Here is a 17,989-nt window from a genome sequence, read left to right as displayed (position 1 = left end):
ACGGCTGTGGTGGCCTGTCGGGCGTTGAATACCCTCTTCGGCATCCCCCCACCGGGGATGGGGGTCATCACCGCCAACGGGATTCTGATCGGTTTCCGGGGGGTGACCGCCTCGCTCCGGCGGGTTGGACCCGCGCCCGGGCCAGGGCGCTCAGCCGTAGGTGTCGCCGGGTCCCCTGCTTCCGGTAACGCGCAGGCCACCCGTGGGCCTGGGGCCGTTCTGCGGCCCGCGCACCTTCACCCTCTGCACAGTACCGTCGCCGAGCTCCTCGTTCAGCCGTCTGACCAGCGTGGACGCCAGCAGGCGCACCTGTGTCGCCCAGGCGGTGGAGTCGGCGACGACCAGCACCTCTCCGTCGGCGAAGGTCTCGGGCTTGGTGTGGGCGGCGAGGTCGGGGCCGACGATCTCGTGCCAGCGGCCGAACACGCCTCCCACGGCGACCGGCTGCTCCCACCCGCGGTCGGCGAGCAGGTCGCGGATGGCGCGGCCGAAGAGCTGAGGGTCGCCGGACTCGCGCCGCGCCGCCGCCGACCTGCGCCGGGGCTCGCGCCGCGGCAGGCGGCCGCGCTTGGCGGCGTCCGCCTTCGCCTGCGCCAGCTTCTCGCGCGCCAGCGCCGCCCCCCGCGCGGCCAGACCCTCGGACGACTGCACTCCCGTCGCCGTCTTCTCGACGGCCGGATCACCGGACACGGGTGACGCTCCCTTCCGCGACGTCGAAACGGGCACCGGCGAGCTGCGCGGGGACGTCCTCCGGCACCGCGGCCGTGATCAGCACCTGCTCGGCGGAGGCCACGATGTCGGCGAGGCTGCGGCGCCTGCGGCTGTCGAGCTCGGCGAAGACGTCGTCGAGGATCAGGACAGGGTCGCCGCCCTCGGCCCTGAGCAGGTCATAGGCGGCCAGCCGCAGGGCGAGCGCGAACGACCAGGACTCGCCGTGGCTGGCGTAGCCGCGCGCGGGAAGCTCGCCGAGGCTGAGGAAGAGATCGTCGCGGTGCGGGCCGACCAGCGTGACGCCGCGTTCCAGCTCGGCCGGGCGGGCCTCCAGCAGCGCCGCCCGCAGGGCCGCCTCCAGGGCCGCGCGGTCGGTCACAAGGACGCCCGCGCCTGTGGACGGCGGACCGTCCTCGGCCGCCACCAGGCCGCCATCCCCGGCGGAGGCCGTGGATTCCGTGGACAACGTGCCGCGGTAGGCGATGCCGGCGGGCGCGGAGGCGGGGGCGAGCAGCGCGTACGCCCGCGCCACGTACGGGCGCAGCGCCTCGACCAGCTCCAGCCGCGCGGCCAGCAGCTCGGCGCCGTGGCGCGCGAGGTGGACGTCCCACACCTCCAGGGTGGACAGGGCGTCGCCCGCGCCGGCCGCCGAGAAGCCCGACTCGGCCTCCTGGCGGCGCGGGCTCTGGCGCCGGCCCTGCCTGGACTGCATGGCGCTGCGCAGCAGGGCGCCGCGCTGCTTGAGGACGCGGTCGTAGTCGGCGCGGACGCCGGCGAAGCGCGGCGCGCGGGCGACCAGCAGATCGTCCAGGAAACGGCGGCGGTCGGAGGGGTCGCCCTTCACCAGCGTGAGGTCCTCGGGCGCGAAGAGCACCACGCGCAGCAGGCCGAGGACGTCGCGGGGCCGCGACACGGGGGAGCGGTTGAGCCGGGCCCGGTTGGCGCGGCCCGGGTTGATCTCCAGCTCGACCAGGGCGCGGCGCTCGTCGCGGACCACGACGGAACGGATGATCGCCCGCGCGGCCCCCTGCCGCACGAGGGGGGCGTCGGTGGCCACCCTGAAGCTGCCCAGCGTCGCGACGTAGCCGAGCGCCTCGACCAGGTTGGTCTTGCCCTGGCCGTTGGGCCCCACGAACGCCGTCACCCCCGGCTCCAGGGCCAGCTCCACGGCGGAGTAGGACCGGAAGTCGGTCAGCGACAGATGGGCGACATGCACCTCACGAAGGTTAGTGGGCCCCTACGACAACATGGGCCCGTCTCGCCCCCCGCGACGGTTTCCCGTGGCGATGTACGGCGCCTGGGGGCCCGCTTGCCCGCCGGGTGATGAAGGAGATGCCAAAGGGGCGCAACGGGGCTCCTGAGGGCCTTGTGCGGCCGTACAGGCGGAGGTGTGCCCCTCGATGGGTTCAGCCCTGGGCCTCCACGGGCGGGGTGACGTCGGCGCCCGGGGAGTCCGCGCCCTTGGCGTGCTGCCCCTCGGCCGAGGAGACGGCGTGGCCGCCGAACTGGTTGCGCAGCGCCGCGACCATCTTCATCGCCGGGGAGTCCTCCTGACGGGAGGCGAAACGGGCGTACAGCGCGGCGGTGATCGCCGGGAGCGGGACGGCGTGGTCGACGGCGGCCTGGACCGTCCAGCGGCCCTCGCCGGAGTCCTCGGCGTAGCCCTTCAGCTCCGACAGGTCGGCGTCCTCCTCCAGGGCGCGGACCAGCAGGTCGAGCAGCCAGGAGCGGATCACCGTGCCGGTGCGCCAGCTCTTGAAGGTGGCGGGGACGTCGGTGACGAGGTCCGTGGCCTCCAGGAGCTCCCAGCCCTCGGCGAACGCCTGCATGACGCCGTACTCGATGCCGTTGTGGACCATCTTGGCGAAATGCCCCGCGCCGACCTTGCCGGCGTGGACGAAACCGTCTTCGCCCTCGGGCTTGAGCGTCTCGAAGACGGGCATCAGCGTGTGGACGGCGTCCGCCTCGCCGCCGACCATGAGGGCGTAGCCGTTGCGCAGGCCCCACACGCCGCCGCTGACGCCGACGTCCACGAACGAGATGCCCTTGGCGGCGAGCTCCTCGGCGTGCTTCTGGTCGTCGAGGTAGTGCGAGTTGCCTCCGTCGATGACGATGTCGCCGGGCGAGAGCAGCTCGCCCAGCTCCCCGATCGTCGCCCTGGTCGGGTCGCCCGCGGGGACCATCACCCAGACCGCCCGAGGGGTGTTCAGGCGCTCGACCAGCTCGCTCAGGCCGCCGACGTCGCTGACCTTGGGGTCGCGGTCGTACCCGACCACGTCATGACCGGCGCGCCGCAGCCGCTCGGCCATGTTGCCGCCCATCTTGCCGAGCCCGATCATGCCGATCTGCATGTCCGCCACACCCCTCGATGAAGGTCTTCCTCGTTCACGACGCCCGTTCGCGCCGTACCCGGCCTTTTCCCGTCCAATCGGGCGAGCGACCGGGATCCTAGCTGGAGAGGCGGATCGGCATGATGAGGTAACGGTAGTCGGGCGTCATCCCGTCATCTACCGGTTTCCCGGTGAGGATCGCCGGCTTGGTGGACGTGGTGAACTGCAGCCGGGCGACGTCGGAGTCGATCGCGCCGAGGCCCTCCAGCAGGAACTGGTGGTTGAAGGCGATGTTGATCTCGTCGCCGTCGAAGTCGACCGGCAGGACCTCGACCGCCTGCGCCTCGTCGCCGCTGCCCGCCTCCAGCACGACCTCGCCACCGTGGAACGCCAGCCGCACCGGGGTGTTGCGCTCGGCGACCAGCGCGACGCGCTTGACGGCCTCGACGAACGCGGAGGTCGCCAGGTCGGCGTGGGCGGAGAACTCGGTGGGCAGCAGCGAGCGGTACTTGGGGAACTCCGGGTCCAGCAGGCGGGTGGTGGTGCGGCGCCCGGCGCTGGAGAAGCCGATCATGCCCTCGCCGGTGCCGCCGGTGGAGCTGAGCGCGATCTCGACCTCGGCGCCGGTGGTGAGCGACTTGGCGGTGTCGGCGAGCGTGCGGCCCGGGATCATCGCGATCGCCGAGAAGTCGGGCTGGTCCGGCTGCCACTTGAGCTCGCGCACGGCGAGGCGGTAGCGGTCGGTCGCGGCGAGGGTGACGGTGTCGCCCTCGATCTCCATGCGCACGCCGGTGAGCATGGGCAGCGTGTCGTCCTTGCCGGCGGCGACGGCGACCTGGGCGACGGCGGAGGAGAACACGTCGCTGCCGACGCGGCCCGCCGCAGGGGGCATCGCGGGCAGGGAGGGGTAGTCCTCCACAGGCATCGTCAACAGGGTGAATCTGGCGCTGCCGCAGGTGACCACCGCTTTCGCGCCTTCCACCACGAAATCCACAGGCTGTGCGGGAAGCGCGCGGGTGATCTCGGCGAGGAGCCTGCCGGAGACGAGCACCACGCCGGGGTCGCCGGTCTGCAACTCCAGGGTCACCTCGGCGGACACCTCGTAGTCGAACCCGGAGAGCTTGAGCTGCTGCTGGTCGGTGACCTCAAGCCGCATGCCGGCGAGCACCGGCACGGACGGCCTCGCGGGCAGGCTGCGGGCGGTCCACGCCACAGCCTCTGCGAGCACGTCTCGGTCGACCCGGAACATCACGTGGATCCGCCTCCTGTTGATGGGCTGTGAGCCTGTCGGTAGCTGGGCGCCGGCGGGGAGCTTCCTCCCGGCCCGGGCGCTCCGCGCCGTCGGTGCAAGTTTTCACCCTCGCGCGCCGGAGCACCGCCGGAACCCTTCTATGGGTCTTGAGTTCTAGATAGAGAGAGATACAGGTCATCTCATTAGGGGCCGTGGATACTGTGGAAGTCTAGTGTCTTCCCAGCTCAGAGGCCCTTAGTTGTCCACCGGGCCTGGGGATGACCGGTGGGTATCGCGGCCCGGCCTGGGGATGACCGAAGGTTACGCACAGGCCGTCCCCAGATTCGGGGGTCTTCATCCACGAGATATCCACGAGGTTTCCACCGGTTATCCACGGGGTAGGGCTCCAGCTTCGGAGGGTCCTGTGGCACTACCCACAGGGCGTCCCCAGCTCGTCCCCAGGATGTCCCCAGGTCTTCCCCAGGATGTCCCCAGAGTTGTCCCCAGGCGCTGACGTTCATTTTCTTGGCCGATCGCTTGCTTGTTCGCGTCTCTGGCGCCGGTTTCGCCGTATTCACCGATACTGTGCCCTGATCCACAGGGTTATCCACAGGCTGTGGATCATCAGGCGCTGCGGCTGTTCTGTTTGATGCGGTTCGTCAGCTCCGTGACCTGGTTGTACATCGACCTGCGCTCCGCCATCAGCGACCTGATCTTGCGTTCCGCGTGCATGACGGTGGTGTGGTCCCGCCCGCCGAACTGCTGGCCGATCTTGGGGAGCGAGAGGTCGGTGAGCTCGCGCGCCAGGTACATGGCGATCTGGCGTGCGGTGACCAGCACCCGCGACCGCGAGCTTCCGCACAGGTCGTCGATGGACAGCCCGAAGTACGCGGCGGTCTGCGCCATGATCGTGGCGATGGTGATCTCGGTGCTGGAGTCCTCGGTGATGAGGTCCTTCAGCACGACCTCGGCGAGTTGAAGGTCGACCGACTGGCGGTTCAGGCTGGCGAACGCCGTGACGCGGATCAGCGCGCCCTCCAGCTCGCGGATGTTGGTCGAGATCTTGCTCGCGATGTATTCGAGCACGTCACCAGGGGCGGCGAGCCCTTCCTGGATCGCCTTCTTGCGCAGGATCGCGATGCGCGTCTCCAGCTCCGGCGGCTGCACGTCCGTGATCAGCCCCCACTCGAACCGGTTGCGCAGACGATCCTCCAGGGTGACGAGCTGCTTGGGCGCGCGGTCGCTGGAGATCACGATCTGCTTGTTGGCGTTGTGGAGGGTGTTGAAGGTGTGGAAGAACTCCTCCTGCGTCTGCTCCTTGCCCTCCAGGAACTGGATGTCGTCCACGAGCAGGATGTCCACAGCCCGGTACCGGGCGCGGAAACCGTCCGCCTTGTGGTCGCGGATCGAGTTGATGAAGTCGTTGGTGAACTCTTCCGAGCTCACGTACCTCACCCGGGCGCCGTCGTAGAGCCGTTGGGCGTAATGCCCGATCGCATGGAGCAGGTGGGTTTTCCCCAGCCCCGAATCGCCGTAGATGAACAGGGGGTTGTACGCCTTCGCCGGCGCCTCGGCCACCGCGACCGCGGCCGCGTGCGCGAACCGGTTCGACGCGCCGATGACGAACGTCTCGAAGGTGTACTTGGGGTTGAGCCGGGCGGGCTCGCTCGGTTTCCCGCCCCGGCTGTCCCAGCGGTTCTGCACAGGACGGTCGAAACCATCCGCGTCCTGGCGCGGGCGCGGCGGCTGTGCCTCCGGCCTGCCCGGATACGACGGCTGGACGGCGTACCCGCCCGTGGACGAGGAGGCGTACGGCCGGTCGCCCTCACCCCGGGAGAACTGCTGGTCATCGCGGGGAAAACGCTGCGGAGCCTCGCCACGGGGAAAGGAGTCCCCCCGGGGGAACGGCTGCGGCGCGTCGCCGTGGGGAAAGCGCCGGCCGTCGTCCTCACGCGGGTACGACTGCTCGGCCGCGGGCGCGTCGGGCGAGGACGCCTGGTCGGGGCCCTTGTCCCGGCGGTCGCCGAAGGAATCCTGCCCCTGGTAGCCGTCCTGTGGATATCCCTGGGACGCCCCTCCGGGCGCGTCGTCGTAGGAGCCCTCGGAGTTTCCCCCATAGCCGTAGGAGAACGGCCGATCCTGTGGCCTCGCCTGTGGATAGCCGGTGGATATCCCGGGCTCGCGCGACGGGACCTGCGGCAAAGACCCTTGCCCACCAGGCTTTCCGTAGCCCTGCTGCGGTTGTCCACCTTGGGGATAACCGTCGTTCCTGGGCGCCGCTCCCTGGGGATAACCGTCCGCGTGCGGAGGCCGGGCGTCGCCGGCCCCGGCCGTCGGGTCGACGATGACGGCCAGGCGCAGCGGGCGGCCGTACCCCTGGGACAGCGCGTGCGCGAGCATCGGCAGGAGCTTGGTCTCCAGGACGTCCTTGGCGAAGTCGTTGGGCGCGGCGAGGAGGATCGTGCCATTGGTGAGCCCGATGGGCTGCGTCATGGTCAGCCAGGCACGGTGCTGGGGCGGGACACTGCCTTCCGCGAAGCTCTCCAGCGCCCGGGCCCACAACGTGCCGAGGTCGACGCCATCCATTGGTCGGCCCCTCCTCCCTTGACGCGGCCCCCGCACGCTCGCCGCGATTCGTTATCCACATGGACTCCCGCCGGAGCGAACTCCGCCGGTGCCGGGCCTCGCGGCTGTCCCCACAGCGTTGTCCGCAGGCTCCTCTCGGTGGTCCACACATGGTCCACACTGGGTCCACATTCTTTCCACAACCCTCGGACGCGCTTCCATGCACTTCGACGAGCGGGAGGGAAGGTTCCGGAGGGCCGACAGTAGCGCTGTGCACACCCCTGTTCAAGACGTTGTCCACAGCCTAGTGGCTGGCCGGGGGAGCCATGATGCACATCCTGTGGATGACGTGGCGCCGGTGAAAAAAGGGGCTGTGGAACAGTGGATAACCTGCGGCGCGGCACGAGGCCAGCGCGCCCGGTTTGACCTACGACCCGTGTGGCCCGTAACGTACGACGGTCGGCTTGTCGCGCGACGGCGCTTCGGCGTGCCCGCGCATCCGACAGGCCTTGCCCTGTGTGTCACTCACCCGCACCGCGTGCGGGTGAACTCAAGCCTGGAGCCCACTCGTGAGCAAGCGTACTTTCCAGCCGAACAACCGTCGCCGCGCGAAGACCCACGGCTTCCGGCTGCGCATGCGCACGCGGGCCGGCCGCGCGATCCTCGCCGCCCGCCGTCGCAAGGGCCGCGTGGAGCTCTCCGCCTGACGGCGCGGAGCGTCCGGTGCGTGTTCGTTCGCCCGTCGGAACTGACCGGCGGGCGATAGCCGTGCCCGGACCCGTGCCGGCCTGAAAGCAGGTCCGCTCGTGTTGCCGTCCGCCTCCCGCATGCGCCGGGGTGAGGAGTTCGCGAACGCGATCCGGGGAGGAAGACGCGCCGGACGCCCCACCCTTGTCGCCCACCTGAGCGATCGGGGCGATCCCCAGGCCCCGCCCCTGGTCGGCTTCGTGGTCTCCAAGGCCGTCGGCGGCGCGGTCGTCAGGAACCGCGTCAAGCGTCGCCTGCGTCACCTCATGCGGCACCGCCTCCACTCTCTACCGAGAGGTAGCCTGCTTGTTGTACGCGCCAATCCACAGGCGGCGTCCGCGCGAAGCGAGCACCTCGCCGCCGAGCTCGACGTCGCGCTGGATCGACTGATCGGGCGGCGGTCGCCTGAAAGGCGGCAGGGTCGTCCGGCCGCGACGGATGGACGATCATGACAAGCCGAGACACGGAGGCCGGGACACGGGCTGCCACCCCGGTGCGCTTCACGCTGCCGGGCGCCGTCCCGAGCCCGACGCCGCCCTCGGCGGCGATCTCTCCGGCGGCGCGGGTCCTGCTGGGCCCGATCCGGTTCTATCGAGCCTTCATCAGCCCCCTCCTCGGGCCGCGATGCCGCTTCGAACCATCCTGCAGTGCCTATGGCCTCGAAGCGATCGCCGTCCACGGCGCGGCGCGGGGGCTGTGGATGACCGTCCGGCGAATCGGGCGTTGCCACCCCTTCCACCCGGGAGGTTACGACCCGGTGCCTCCGCGCCCGGTCCGGTCCCACGACGAAACGCAAGGGAGCTAGCTCGGTGGAGCTGACATTCCTGGAGCCGCTGTACAAGGCGGTCGCTACGGTGATCGCCTGGATCCACGGGGCCTACAGCGTCATCATCCCGCCCGACAACGGGTTGAACTGGGCCTTGACCATCATCACGCTCACCGTGCTGATGCGATTGCTGATCTTCCCGCTCTTCCTGAAGCAGATGCGCTCCTCCAAGAAGATGCAGGAGCTGGCCCCCAAGGTCCAAGAGCTGCGCAAGAAGTACAAGAACGACAAGCAGCGCATGAACCAGGAGGTCATGAAGCTGTACCAGACGGCCGGCGCCAACCCCCTCGGGGGCTGCCTGCCGATCGTGGCACAGTTCCCGATCTTCATCTCGGTCTTCACCGTGCTGCGCTCCATCGCCGAGGACAAGGCCGCGCACGGCATGACCCAGGAGATGGTCGACAGCGCCCGTGCCGCGCACATCTTCGGCGCGCCGGTGCCGGCGACGTTCTTCACCAGCGCCCACGACATCCAGGCCTTCGGAGCCGATCCGATCGTCACGAAGATCGTGCTCGGCGTCTTCGTGGCCATCAGCTCCACCACCACCTTCCTGACCGTCCGGCAGAGCGTCAGGCGCTCCATGGCGCAGATGGCGGACAACCCGATGGCCCAGCAGCAGAAGATCTTGATGTACATCTCGCCACTGTTCGCGGTGTTCAGCCTGAACTTCGCGCTCGGGCTTATCCTTTACTGGGTCACCACCAACCTGTGGACGCTCGGTCAGCAGCATTGGTTCTACAGCCGTCACCCGATGCCGGTCGTCGACGCCAAGGGCAACGTGGTGCAGCCTGAGCCCAAGCCAGGGCTGCTGAGCAGGATCCTTCCGGGCAAGACCGCCGCCAAGCAGGCGGACGCGCCTGAGGACGCGCCGCCCGCGCCCGAGCAGAAGATCATCCGCCAGCAGCCCAGCAGGCAGCCGCGCAGCAAGCGCACAGGTACCAAGAAGTCGTAGCCGGTTGTCTAAAGGAGTCCGGACGTGACAGAGGTCAACGAGGAACAGGCGCAGCAGGCCGCCGTGAAGGCCGCCCCTGACGTCGCCGCCCTGGAGCAGGAGGGCGAGATCGCGGCCGACTACCTCGAAGGGCTGCTGGACATCGCCGACCTCGACGGCGACATCGACATGGACGTCGAAGGCGACCGCGCCCTGGTCTCCATCGTCGACATCAAGGGCGGGCATCTCGTCGGCCCCAACGGTGAGGTCCTGGAGGCCCTGCAGGAACTGACCCGCCTGGCGGTCCACCGCCGCACGGGCGAGCGCTCCCGGCTCATGCTCGACGTGGGCGGCTACCGCCAGGGCAGGCGCGCCGAGCTGAGCAAGCTCGGCGCGAAGGCGGCCGAGGACGTCAAGCGTTCCGGCGAGGCCAAGTCCCTCCAGCCGATGACGCCGTTCGAGCGCAAGATCGTGCACGACGCCGTGGCGGCCGCCGGGCTGCGCAGCGAGTCCGAGGGCGAGGAGCCCGACCGCTACGTCGTCGTCCTGCCCGCCTGACGCGTCAGCCGGGCCCCGAACGACGCAGGCCGCCGGTCCCGAGAGGGACCGGCGGCCTGTCGGTTTTCCAGGCTCTTTCCGGCGAGGAGGAGCCGGGCATCCGATGCGTCGTTTATGTTGTAACCTCCCGGCCGGACGGATTCCGGCCGCCCCTCCCCCGTCATCGCGATCTTTGACCGGCTCTTGGACCGGCGATGACCCCCGACCCCCTGGCCGGCGGCCCATGCCGCGCGTGCGCGTCGTCCACACCACCGCCGCGTCGGAGCGATGAAGACCGCCGGGACGGCTACCCTTACGCGGGGATGCTGTGACCGTTCTAGTTGAGTGAGTGATGGCGGAAAGCGACGAGCTGCCCGACGCGCCCGCTGTGGCGCGCGAGGTTTTCACCGGCGAAGCATGGCCCCGGGCCCAGGCGTTCGCGGAGATGCTGGCCGGTCCCGGTGTCGTGCGGGGGCTTCTCGGGCCGAGAGAGATCCCGCGCGTCTGGGATCGACATCTGCTGAACTGCGCCGTGGTGGCCGAGGCGGTGCCGCAGGCGGCGCACCTCGTCGACATCGGCTCGGGCGCGGGCCTCCCCGGTTTGGTGCTGGCCATCGTGCGACCCGACGTCCACGTCACTCTTCTGGAACCTCTGCTGCGCAGGACCACCTTCCTGGAGGAGTGCGTGGAGGGGCTGAAGCTCGACAACGTCGAGGTGCTGCGCGGGCGTGCCGAGGAGCTCGCCGGCAAGCGCACCTTCGACGTGGCCTCCGCCCGCGCGGTGGCGCCCCTGGACCGTCTGCTCTCGTGGTCCATGCCCCTTCTCCGGCCCGGCGGCCTGCTCCTGGCGATGAAGGGGGAGCGCGCCGCGGAGGAGTTGGACGCCGCGACACAACAATTGCGCTCCTATGGGGCGGAGACCGCCGAACTTGTCACGGTCGGGCGCGGTAAGGTCGATCCGCCCGCGACTCTTGTCCGGGTGGTCGCCGGACGCTCGCCAGCTCGAAGCGCGCAAGCCACGCGGCGCCGACGGAAGAGGTGACGGTTATGCCGGACACGGCAGGCGGCCTTGGCTGGCCGGGTAGTCATGTCTCCGCCACAAGCGGGAGGCCGTCCGGCCTCGGTTGGCCGTCAACCCACGCCGTGCCGGTTGAAAGGACGACGGCCGTGTCACAGTCCCCCCGTAACTCCGGCGATTCGCCGCTGGTCCGAGAGGCGCTCAGCTCAGTGGTTTCACGTGAAACAGCCCCGTCAGCTCCCGTGGCCGCCGCTTCGATCGGCTACTCCTCAGGTATGCGTGAGGGCGACTGGCCCCGTCCTCCCAAGCGTCGCGTCATCACCATCGCCAACCAGAAGGGCGGCGTGGGCAAGACCACCACGGCGGTGAACCTGGCCGCGGGGCTGTCGATGCACGGCCAGCGCGTCCTGGTCGTGGACCTCGACCCCCAGGGCAACGCCTCGACGGCCTTGTCCGTCGAGCACCGCGGCGACATCCCGTCCGTCTATCAGGTGCTGGTCGAGGACATGGCGCTCGCCGAGATCGTCAGGCCGGTGCCGGACATGCCCAACCTCTACTGCGCGCCCGCGACGATCGGGCTGGCCGGCGCCGAGATCGAGCTGGTGTCGCTGGTGGCGCGCGAGGCCCGGCTCAAGCGCGCCCTCGAGGCCTACGACGCCGTCGAGCTCGACTACATCCTCATCGACTGCCCGCCCTCGCTCGGCCTGCTCACCGTGAACGCCATGGTCGCGGCGGAAGAGGTCATGATTCCCATCCAGTGCGAGTACTACGCGCTCGAAGGGGTCAGCCAGCTCCTCCAGAACGTCGAGCTGGTCCGCGTACACCTGAACCAGGTGCTGAAGGTCTCCACGATCCTGCTCACCATGTACGACGGCCGTACACGGCTGGCGTCCCAGGTCGCCGACGAGGTGCGCTCGCACTTCGGGGACACGGTGCTGAACACGGTGATCCCGCGCAGCGTCCGGGTGTCGGAGGCGCCGAGCTACGGGCAGTCCGTGCTCACCTACGACGCCGGCTCCAGCGGCGCCATGGCCTACATGGACGCCGCCCGCGAACTCGCCTACCGGGGGGCCACGGTGGCGGAAGGCTGACCCGGCCCGGTGGCGGGGCCTTCTGCGGAGAAGGGCACGCGCCGGGCCCGAGCGGTACGTCAGGATCAAGTCGAAGACGCGGCGGCGGCGACGAGGACGGCCGTCCCGTGCGAGCGGGCCGTTGGGCGAGGAGGAAGTCGTGGCTCAGCAGAGGCGTGGTGGATTGGGGAAGGGACTCGGCGCCCTGATCCCCACCGGGCCGATCGTCGAGGCGGCGGGCGGTACGGGCACGGTTCCCGAGGCCGCTCCGGTGGACGACGGGCCGAAGCCCGTTGCGGGCGCCTATTTCATGGAGATCCCCGTCAAGTCGATCACGAGGAACCCGCGGCAGCCCCGTGAGATCTTCGACGAGGACGCCATCACCGAGCTGGCCGACTCCATCCGCGAGGTCGGTCTCCTCCAGCCGATCGTCGTGCGTTCCCTCGGTGAGGGAAACTACGAGCTGATCATGGGGGAGCGGCGCTGGCGGGCGTCCAAGCTCCTCGGGCTCGACGAGATCCCCGCCATCGTCAGGAACACCCAGGACGACGCGATGCTGCGCGACGCCCTGATCGAGAACCTGCAGCGGGAGCAGCTCAACGCGCTGGAAGAAGCGGCGGCCTACCGGCAGCTCCTGGACGACTTCGGCGCCACCCACGAGCAGCTCGCCCAGCGCGTCGGACGGTCCCGCTCGCACATCACCAACACGCTCCGCCTGCTGAACCTGCCGGGCAACGTCCAGCTTCGCGTCGCGGCCGGCACGATCAGCGCGGGCCATGCCCGGGCGCTCCTCACGCTCAGCGATCCGGCGGCGCAGGAACACCTCGCCTCCCGCATCGTCGCCGAGGGCCTGTCCGTCCGCACCGTGGAAGAGATCGTCTCGATGGGGGAGGCGACCGCCGCGCCGGCGCCGCGCGCCCGTCGTGCCAAGGACGCCCCCGACCCGACGCTGGCCCACCTCGCCCACCGGCTCTCCGACCACTTCGAGACCCGCGTGAAGGTCGATCTCGGCCGGCGCAAGGGACGTATCGTCGTGGAGTTCGCCTCGATGGACGACCTTGAGCGCATCATCAGCGCCATGGCTCCCGGAGCGGCGCTGGAGGACTGATGCGGGCCGTCCTGGGGCGCCGTTTCACGTGAAACACGCGCCCCAGCGGAGTCAGCTCTTGAGCACCTGGCGGATCGCCGCCACGAACGTGTCCACGTCCTCCGGCGTGGTGTCGAAGGCGGTCATCCAGCGGACGGTGCCGGTGTTCTCGTCCCACACGTGGAAGGCGAAGCGGGCGCGCAGCTCGTCGACCGCCGCCATGGGCAGCGAGGCGAAGACGGCGTTCGACTCGACCGGCCAGCGGATCGCCAGCCCGGTAAGGCCGGCCACGCCGTCGGCGAGCCGGCGGGCCATGGCGTTGGCCTGATCGGCGTTCCGGCGCCAGAGCCCGTCGGTGAGCAGCGCGGAGATCTGCGCCGAGACGAAGCGCATCTTGGAGGCGAGCTGCAGCGTCTGGCGACGCAGGAACGGACCCGCCTGCGCGAGTTCGCGGCGCAGCACCACCACCGCCTCGCCGACCATCGCGCCGTTCTTGCTGGCGCCGAAGCTCACCACGTCCACGCCGGCGTCGGTCGTCAGCTCGCGCAGCGAGCACCCGAGGAAGGCGGCCGCGTTGGCCAGGCGGGCGCCGTCCACGTGCAGCGCCATGCCGTGGGCGTGCGCCGCGTCGGCCAGCGCGGCGACCTCGTCCGGCGTGTAGCAGGTGCCGAGCTCCGTCACCTGTGAGATGGAGACGACGCTCGGCTGCACCTCGCTGATGTTGCCGCGCCCGCCCAGGCGGGCGGTCACGTCCCCGGGCGTGAGCTTCCCGTCGGGCGTCGGCACCGTGATCAGCTTGACGCCGAGGACACGCTCGGCCGCGCCCGTCTCGTGCGTGGCGATGTGCGCGGTGTCCGGGCAGATGACCGCCTCGTACCGCCGCCCCAGCAGGAGGCTGAGGCTGAGCATGTTGGCCCCGGTGCCGTTCAGGACGACCAGGCTGGCGGCCGCGTCCCCGAACTCGGCACGGATTTGCCCGGCGAGCACGTCCGTCCACCGGTCGTCCCCGTAGGCGGGCGCGTCCCCCTCGTTGGCGGCGACGGCGGCGGCCACCACGGAGGGATGCGCGCCCGCGTGGTTGTCACTGGCGAAGCTCTTGGGGTAAAGGGTTTCGATCACGCCGCAAGGCTATGCCGCGTGGGTCGGCGTCAGAGGGGGCGGATGCGAGGACCCGCCCCGGGACACTAGGCGGCGGCGCGGCGGACCGCGGCGCGCAGCAGGGACGCGCAGATCTGCGACAGATCCTGCCCGGCGGCCTCCGCCGCCATGGGCAGCAGCGAGGTCTCCGTCATGCCGGGCGCCACGTTGACCTCCAGGAAGTAGGGCTGACCGGAGGCGTCGACGATGATGTCGGTGCGTGACAGGTCGCGCAGGCCGAGGGCCGTGTGCGCGGTGATCGCCATCTGGGCGCACGCCTCGGCGACCTCCGGGCGCAGCCGCGCGGGGGCGAAGAACTCGGTGTGCCCGGCGGTGTAACGGGCGGAGTAGTCGTACACGCCCTCGTCCGCGACGATCTCGACGGGCGGCAGCGCCGCGGGGCCGTCGCCGGCGTCGATGACGGACACCGCGACCTCCACGCCCTCGATGTACCGCTCGACCAGCGCGGTGTCCCCGTACGCGAAGCAGCCGACCATCGCGGCCGGCAGCTCGTCCGCCTTGCGGACGATGGACGCCCCGAGCGCCGACCCGCCGCGCGACGGCTTGACGAACAGCGGCAGCCCCAGGCGGTCGATGATGCGGGCCAGCACGGCCGTGGCGCCGAGGTCGTGGAAGGTCTCCTTGGGCAGGACGACCGCCTCGGGCGTGCGCACCCCGACCGATCGTACGACGGTCTTGGCGGTCGGCTTGTCGAAGGCGATCCGGCAGGCGTCCGGCGCCGCGCCCACGTACGGGACCGAGAGCAGCTCCAGCACCGAGCGGATCGCGCCGTCCTCTCCGCTGCCGCCGTGCAGGGTCACGAACACCGCGTCCGGCGGGTCGGCGAGGACGGAGGGCACCAGGGAGGCGTCGGTGTCGCGCGTCTCGACGTCGATGCCGGCGGCGCGGAGCACCTCGCTCACCCGGCGGCCCGAGCGCAGCGAGACCTCGCGCTCGTAGGACAACCCGCCCGCCAGCACCAGCACATGGCCGAGATCGCTCATCGAGCACCTTTCTCGTTTCCGCAGATGAGACAGACCGGTCCTCAGACGAGAGGACCGGAGGACGTGCCGCGGCGCCCCGCCGGCAGGAGGGGCGCCGCGCGTCGACTTCAGGCTACGTCGGGCCCGGGGGTGTCGACCCCGGCGTGCGTGGGCGCCGAGCCGGTGCCGAACGTGTCGCGGATCACCAGTTCCTGCTCGATCACGCCCGCCAGGCGCCGCACGCCCTCGCGGATGCGGTGCGGCTCGGGGTAGCAGTACGACAGGCGCATGTTGCGGGCGCCGGACCCGTCGGCGTAGAAGCCGGTGCCGGGCACGAACGCCACCCGCTCGGCGACCGCCCGCGGCAGGATGGCCTTGGAGTCCAGCCCCTCGGGGAGCGTCATCCACACGAAGAACCCGCCCGCGGGGCGGGTCCAGGAGCACCCGGACGGCATGAGCGCCTCCAGCGCGGTGAGCATGGTGTCACGGCGCTCGCGGTACAGCTCGCGGAACGTCTTGATCTGCTCACGCCATGGCTGGGTGGCCAGGTACTGCCCGACGGCGAGCTGGGAGAAGCTGGAGTGCGACAGCACGGCCGACTCCATCGCCAGCACCAGCTTGTCCCTGACGGCGTGCGGGGCGAGCGCCCAGCCGACCCGGAAGCCCGGCGCGAGCGTCTTGGAGAACGACCCCAGGTACACGACCCCTTCCGGGTCGTCCGCTCGTAACGCCCGCATCGGCTCGCCGTCGAAGCCGAGGAGCCCGTAAGGGTTGTCCTCCACGACGAGCACGCCGGCCCGGCGGCAGATCTCCAGCACCTGGCGGCGGCGGGCCACGCTGAGCGTGACGCCGGCGGGGTTCTGGAAGTTCGGGATGGTGTAGAGGAACTTGATGCGGCGGCCCTGGCGCGCCAGCGAGGCGATCGTCTCGGCGAGCGCCTCGGGGACGAGCCCGTGGTCGTCCATGGCGACGTGGAGAACGGACGCCTCGTAGGCCGCGAACGTGCCGAGCGCGCCGACGTAGGACGGGCCCTCGGCAAGGATCACGTCGCCCGGGTCGATGAAGATGCGGGTGATCAGGTCGAGCGCCTGCTGGGAGCCGACGGTGACGACGACGTCGTCCGCGCCCGCCTCGATGCCCTCCAGGCGCATGACCTCGCAGATCTGCTCGCGCAGGTGCGCGTCGCCCTGGCCGGAGCCGTACTGGAGCGCGACCGTGCCGCGCCGTGCCACGAGGTCGGCGACGAGCTCGCCGACGCTGTCGAGGGGGAGGGCCGTGACGTACGGCATGCCGCCGGCCAGCGAGACCACCTCGGGCCTCGACGCGACGGCGAAAAGAGCTCGGACCTCGGAGGCCACCATCCCGGCCGCGCGTGCGGCGTACCGGTCGATGTAGGCGTCGATGCGCGACCCGTGGGCCGCCGTGCTCCGACCGTGATCCTGCTCTTGCGTCACGGTCCACCTCCTCGTTGTCGCCGGCCAGGTTTCCCGCCGGAGACACCAGGGTACGGCAGCGGCCCGTCGTGTCCCATGAATTTGCCCCACTAAGCGGACATCTGCCGCGAAGCGTACAAATTACCCGCTTCATCGCGGGGCGCGGCGGCCGGTCATGCGGGTCGGAGGGCGAGATCGCCGTATTCCGCTTTCACTCGGCTACCATGCCAGACTGGAGACGCCGTAATTCATGGGCTTTTCCGCCATGACTCGCGCTCGTCTCGCAAGGATTGGGGGTCCTGAGGTGTCGCGCCGGCTCGTGAACATCACACTCGACAATCTCGACGATCTGCCGCGTCGCTGCCGGCGCTGCGTCTTCTGGGAACTCGACCCCGTGAGCGGAGAACGCGCCCAACTCGCCGGCGACCCCGGACTGGAAAAGGAGGCGTGGATCTCCGCCACCCTGCTCGAATGGGGAAGCTGCGGAAAGATCTGCTACGTCGACGGGGTTTCCGCCGGATTCGTCCTGTACGCGCCCCCGTTGTACGTGCCGCGCTCCGTCGCCTTCCCCACCTCGCCGGTGAGCGCCGACGCCGTCCTGTTGATGACCGCCCACATCGTGCCCGAGTTCTCCGGCGGCGGCCTCGGCCGCATGCTGATCCAGGGCGTGGCCAAAGACCTCACGCGGCGCGGCGTGCGGGCGATCGAGGCGTTCGGCGACCTGAAATGGGAACAGCCGGGCTGCGTTCTCCCCGCCGAATACCTGCTCGCGGTGGGTTTCAAGACCGTCAGGCCGCATTTGCGCTTTCCCCGCCTGCGGCTGGAGCTGAAGACCGCCGCCTCATGGCGTGAGGACGTCGAGGTGGCCCTGGAACGGCTCCTGGGCTCCATGACCCCGGAACGCGCCCTTCGCCCGGTCTGAGGGGATCTCAGCCCTTCGTCGCGGACATCCGGACATACGCAGAGCCCCCCGCGCCGTCTGGCACGGAGGGCTCCTGAGTGGGTGCCGCTCAGAGAGCGGTGGTACGGCTCTTACCGGGCCGCAGGGGCGTCAGATGACGCCGTCGAGCTCGCGGAGCAGCATGGCCTTCGGCTTGGCGCCGATGATCTGCTTCACGACCTCTCCACCCTTGTAGACGTTCAGGGTCGGAATCTGGAGTACGCCGTAGTCCCGCGGAGTCTCGGGATTCTCGTCAATGTTGATCTTGACGATGCTGAGCTTGTCGGCGTGCTCGGTCGCGATCTCCTGCAGGATCGGCGCGACCTGGCGGCACGGACCGCACCATTCGGCCCAGAAGTCCACGAGCACCGGCTTGTCGCTCTTGAGGACTTCGGCCTCGAACGTGGCGTCGGTCACGGACTTGATCTCGCCCAAGGTTCTCT

General features: G+C 70.2%; 18 protein-coding genes. 9 read left to right on the top strand and 9 right to left on the bottom strand.

Annotation, left to right across the window (positions count from 1 at the left end; all coding sequences use genetic code 11):
- Positions 1-150: 150 nt before the first annotated feature.
- The 5 genes from BJ981_RS10695 to dnaA form a co-directional block, all read right to left on the bottom strand.
- Entirely contained in the window at positions 151-690 is a 540-nt protein-coding gene (locus BJ981_RS10695; protein ID WP_239139356.1) for a DciA family protein, read from the bottom strand.
- A complete protein-coding gene (gene recF, locus BJ981_RS10690; RefSeq protein WP_184610397.1) occupies positions 680-1,927 on the bottom strand; it encodes a DNA replication/repair protein RecF in 1,248 nt (415 codons plus the stop codon). Before recF ends, BJ981_RS10695 begins: the two co-directional genes overlap by 11 nt.
- 190 nt (positions 1,928-2,117) lie before the next feature.
- Entirely contained in the window at positions 2,118-3,140 is a 1,023-nt protein-coding gene (gene gnd, locus BJ981_RS10685) for a phosphogluconate dehydrogenase (NAD(+)-dependent, decarboxylating) (protein WP_275422306.1), read from the bottom strand.
- Between the two features lie 19 nt (positions 3,141-3,159).
- Positions 3,160-4,293, bottom strand: coding sequence for a DNA polymerase III subunit beta (gene dnaN / locus BJ981_RS10680; RefSeq protein WP_184610394.1), 1,134 nt, complete (start codon positions 4,291-4,293; stop codon positions 3,160-3,162).
- A gap of 603 nt (positions 4,294-4,896) precedes the next feature.
- A complete protein-coding gene (dnaA, locus tag BJ981_RS10675; protein ID WP_184610392.1) occupies positions 4,897-6,858 on the bottom strand; it encodes a chromosomal replication initiator protein DnaA in 1,962 nt (653 codons plus the stop codon).
- A gap of 548 nt (positions 6,859-7,406) precedes the next feature.
- Here dnaA and rpmH point away from each other — a divergent pair.
- The 8 genes from rpmH (at position 7,407) to BJ981_RS10635 (ending at position 13,074) form a co-directional block, all read left to right on the top strand.
- Entirely contained in the window at positions 7,407-7,544 is a 138-nt protein-coding gene (gene rpmH, locus BJ981_RS10670; RefSeq protein WP_012895733.1) for a 50S ribosomal protein L34, read from the top strand.
- Positions 7,545-7,664: 120 nt separating this feature from the next.
- On the top strand, positions 7,665-8,036 hold the full coding sequence (gene rnpA / locus BJ981_RS10665) for a ribonuclease P protein component (protein ID WP_221315014.1): 372 nt from the start codon (positions 7,665-7,667) through the stop codon (positions 8,034-8,036).
- Positions 8,037-8,131: 95 nt separating this feature from the next.
- Positions 8,132-8,389, top strand: a complete 258-nt coding sequence (yidD, locus tag BJ981_RS10660; protein WP_239139369.1) for a membrane protein insertion efficiency factor YidD — start codon at positions 8,132-8,134, stop codon at positions 8,387-8,389.
- A gap of 4 nt (positions 8,390-8,393) precedes the next feature.
- Entirely contained in the window at positions 8,394-9,362 is a 969-nt protein-coding gene (yidC, locus tag BJ981_RS10655) for a membrane protein insertase YidC (protein WP_184610386.1), read from the top strand.
- 24 nt (positions 9,363-9,386) lie between these two features.
- Positions 9,387-9,899 (top strand): Jag family protein, encoded by a 513-nt coding sequence (locus tag BJ981_RS10650; protein WP_204070364.1) that lies wholly within the window; start codon positions 9,387-9,389, stop codon positions 9,897-9,899.
- A 331-nt stretch (positions 9,900-10,230) separates the two neighbouring features.
- Positions 10,231-10,920, top strand: coding sequence for a 16S rRNA (guanine(527)-N(7))-methyltransferase RsmG (gene rsmG, locus BJ981_RS10645; RefSeq protein WP_184610384.1), 690 nt, complete (start codon positions 10,231-10,233; stop codon positions 10,918-10,920).
- A 251-nt stretch (positions 10,921-11,171) separates the two neighbouring features.
- Positions 11,172-11,987, top strand: a complete 816-nt coding sequence (locus BJ981_RS10640) for a ParA family protein (protein ID WP_184610382.1) — start codon at positions 11,172-11,174, stop codon at positions 11,985-11,987.
- A 139-nt stretch (positions 11,988-12,126) separates the two neighbouring features.
- Positions 12,127-13,074 (top strand): ParB/RepB/Spo0J family partition protein, encoded by a 948-nt coding sequence (locus BJ981_RS10635; RefSeq protein WP_184610380.1) that lies wholly within the window; start codon positions 12,127-12,129, stop codon positions 13,072-13,074.
- 51 nt (positions 13,075-13,125) lie between these two features.
- Here BJ981_RS10635 and BJ981_RS10630 read toward each other — a convergent pair whose 3' ends face one another.
- The 3 genes from BJ981_RS10630 to BJ981_RS10620 all read right to left on the bottom strand — a co-directional run bounded on the left by BJ981_RS10630 (position 13,126) and on the right by BJ981_RS10620 (position 16,534).
- Complete coding sequence (locus tag BJ981_RS10630; protein WP_184610379.1) at positions 13,126-14,172, bottom strand: threonine aldolase family protein; 1,047 nt, start codon at positions 14,170-14,172, stop codon at positions 13,126-13,128.
- Positions 14,173-14,237: 65 nt separating this feature from the next.
- The gene (locus BJ981_RS10625) at positions 14,238-15,194 is read right to left on the bottom strand and encodes a D-alanine--D-alanine ligase family protein (RefSeq protein WP_184610377.1); all 957 of its coding nucleotides are present in this window, start codon (positions 15,192-15,194) and stop codon (positions 14,238-14,240) included.
- A 107-nt stretch (positions 15,195-15,301) separates the two neighbouring features.
- Positions 15,302-16,534, bottom strand: coding sequence for an aminotransferase-like domain-containing protein (locus BJ981_RS10620; protein WP_184615896.1), 1,233 nt, complete (start codon positions 16,532-16,534; stop codon positions 15,302-15,304).
- Between the two features lie 391 nt (positions 16,535-16,925).
- Here BJ981_RS10620 and BJ981_RS10615 point away from each other — a divergent pair, with 391 nt between their 5' ends.
- Entirely contained in the window at positions 16,926-17,528 is a 603-nt protein-coding gene (locus BJ981_RS10615) for a GNAT family N-acetyltransferase (protein WP_239139355.1), read from the top strand.
- A 129-nt stretch (positions 17,529-17,657) separates the two neighbouring features.
- Here BJ981_RS10615 and trxA read toward each other — a convergent pair whose 3' ends face one another.
- Positions 17,658-17,981 carry a thioredoxin gene (gene trxA / locus BJ981_RS10610; protein ID WP_221314684.1) on the bottom strand — a complete coding sequence of 108 codons (324 nt, stop codon included), beginning with the start codon at positions 17,979-17,981 and terminating at the stop codon, positions 17,658-17,660.
- Positions 17,982-17,989: the final 8 nt, after the last annotated feature.

Origin of the sequence: Sphaerisporangium krabiense (assembly GCF_014200435.1) — a bacterium.
Taxonomy (GTDB): domain Bacteria; phylum Actinomycetota; class Actinomycetes; order Streptosporangiales; family Streptosporangiaceae; genus Sphaerisporangium; species Sphaerisporangium krabiense.
Note: the sequence above shows the minus strand (reverse complement) of the source record. Positions and strands in the feature narration are given on the sequence as shown.